This is a genomic window from Moorena sp. SIO2C4 (assembly GCF_010672485.1).
Taxonomy (GTDB): Bacteria; Cyanobacteriota; Cyanobacteriia; order Cyanobacteriales; family Coleofasciculaceae; genus Moorena; species Moorena producens.
This window is the reverse complement of the sequence record NZ_JAAHGN010001162.1, coordinates 1-2,232: the sequence shown is the minus strand read 5'-3', so window position 1 is coordinate 2,232 and position 2,232 is coordinate 1. Positions and strand designations below refer to the sequence as shown.

At 42.1% G+C, this 2,232-nt stretch carries 3 protein-coding genes; 2 read left to right on the top strand and 1 reads right to left on the bottom strand.

Going from position 1 to position 2,232, the window contains the following annotated elements:
* On the bottom strand, nt 1–186 hold a 186-nt coding region (locus tag F6K20_RS35035), incomplete at its 3' end, for a CBS domain-containing protein (RefSeq protein ID WP_287297892.1).
* 803 nt (nt 187–989) lie between these two features.
* On the opposite strand from F6K20_RS35035, the gene F6K20_RS35030 reads away from it, so the two are divergent.
* Together F6K20_RS35030 and F6K20_RS35025 are read left to right on the top strand one after the other, a co-directional pair.
* Nucleotides 990–2,030 carry an effector-associated domain EAD1-containing protein gene (locus F6K20_RS35030; RefSeq protein WP_287253145.1) on the top strand — a complete coding sequence of 347 codons (1,041 nt, stop codon included), beginning with the start codon at nt 990–992 and terminating at the stop codon, nt 2,028–2,030.
* 21 nt (nt 2,031–2,051) lie between these two features.
* Nucleotides 2,052–2,232: hypothetical protein (locus F6K20_RS35025; protein ID WP_287297890.1), on the top strand; the 181-nt coding region annotated here is incomplete at its 3' end.

Below are 2,232 nucleotides of genomic sequence, written 5' to 3'. Positions count from 1 at the left end.
TACTCCTGTCTCCTGCCACAGCAAGTCAGTTTCTGAAATCACTCCCACCAATTTGCCTGCTTCGTTAACCACTGGCAAGCCACTGATGCTTTGTTCAGCAATAATTTTGATCACTTCCTTAATCGGTGTTTCGGGCTGCACCACGATCGGGTCACGGGTCATGACTTCAGCAACGGTTTTAGCCATAGTTGGGTTTTTAAGGGTTTTGAATGGTTTAGCTGGTGATAACTCTATTCTCCCACTGCCTTAGTCTAGAAGGTGACAGAAGTCTGAAAACTTTATGGTTGATTAAGCTTTGACAAGCCTTGCCCAGCTACCCTTAGGGTTTTCCTTACTATATATAGCAGTTCTCAATTCGGTGGGGCTTTCAAGCTGTAGATGCAAGTGACCCACACAGCCCCCAAACCATCAGCAACCTCCCTTTGAGAAGGTACCCGAAAGGGTACTGTCAAGCCAGGCAATTATCTAACATTCTATAAATGTAGAGCGTTTCTCATACTTAAGAGGTACCTTCAATGGTCTTACCCCTATCCCTACTCCCTACTCCCTACTCCCATTAACCCAGGAGGAGGTACCTGACCAATGTTTGCGATCGCTATCACTACATTAGGGGACTTTACAAATCAGATGTAAAACTAGGATGGATAAAGAAAAGGAACAGTAAACCGGTTACAAGTAACACTAGTAAAGAGCTCCGAATAGTTTTTAATGCTCTGAAAAATCAGCAATATTGTTCATGACCTATTTGTAAATGCTAAATATCCGCCGCTATCTGATTTGGGGGTGTTGAGCTGGTATAATTCACTATGAATACTGCTTTTAGAGTTCCCCGCCAAGAAGATGATTCTCTACTCTTCGGGAATGCCTCCGGCCAAGGTTAATCCACGATTATCCTCACTAACCTGATATTTTATCTGCTGAGATTGTTATCAGAAAAATAAAGTTGTTACATTGTTATGTGGTAGATGATATAGCTATCACTTTAATTAATGAGAGATTTAACTGGTTCTCAACGCAGGCAATTACGCGAAGCCATTATCAGTGCTTATCCCACCAAAGATGACTTAGCGATGATGGTTGATGATGAGTTAGAAGAAAAATTAAATGCCATAGCTGGGGGAGAGAACCTTACTCACCTTGTTTTTAGTTTGATTAAATGGGCTGAGTCAAGAGGTAAATTAGAACCCTTAATTATCGCAGCCTATGGGACTAATCCAGGTAATCCAGAATTAAAAGAGTTTTATCAAACCATTTTTCAGCAGAGGTTTAGGATTCATCTCCCCCCAGTAAATACTATCAGGGATATTGGCCCGGCTATTGAGTGGCTTGGAGCAACGGAAGAGTTACAACTCCAAGGTTTCTGGCAACCGGAACCAGATTTTTGGGATGTTGGCTACCTGAAACGAGCGATAGCACAAGCAAGCTCTGTATGTCGGATTGAAATTAACCCACAGGGCATTGAAGGGACTGGTGTTTTGATTGCCAACAGGCTAGTTTTGACTAATTACCATGTTCTGAATCCAGATGAAAACGCGGATATCCACATCAATGCTCTCAATGCTGTCTTGCGTTTTGGCTGTTTTAGCTCTGATTTGGGAAATGAAACCGAGGGACAGGTCGTTAAATTAGACAGACAGCAACCGATTTTACATTCCAGTCCTACCAACAAACTAGATTACGTTTTGCTACAAGTGGCAGAAACTAGTCCTCCATCCAATGATAGTAAACCTGCTCGTTGGGAGCCTAATCATCTTCCTGTTAAAGGGATGGGAATTAATCTTTTTCAGCATCCCGAAGGTGCATCAATGAAACTCTCTATCACTCGTGATGGGATCACCGGAGTTTATCCCGAGAGGGGACTAGTTCAATATGTCAACAAAACTGCCTTGGGGTCTAGTGGTGCCCCATGTTTTGATGAAGATGGTACCCTAGTAGCTTTGCATCACGCTCAGCGAGCTAGATCGTTTGGTACTATCCGGGAAGGAATTTTATTTAGTTGCATCTATCAGGAAATTCAATCCTATCTCTAGTAAGGAGAATTAATACTTGACATGGGTCGTCGAATTATTACCACCCAATTTGAAGCTAAGAGCAGGGCAAAGATTGATGGCTATTTTGATCGGCTGATCAAATATATTCCCTCGGAAATTCTTGGGGCTTGGATAGCTATCAAAGGAGTGCTAACAAGTGCTAATGATGTTCCGATTAATCTAATATGGGTAGTATTTATAA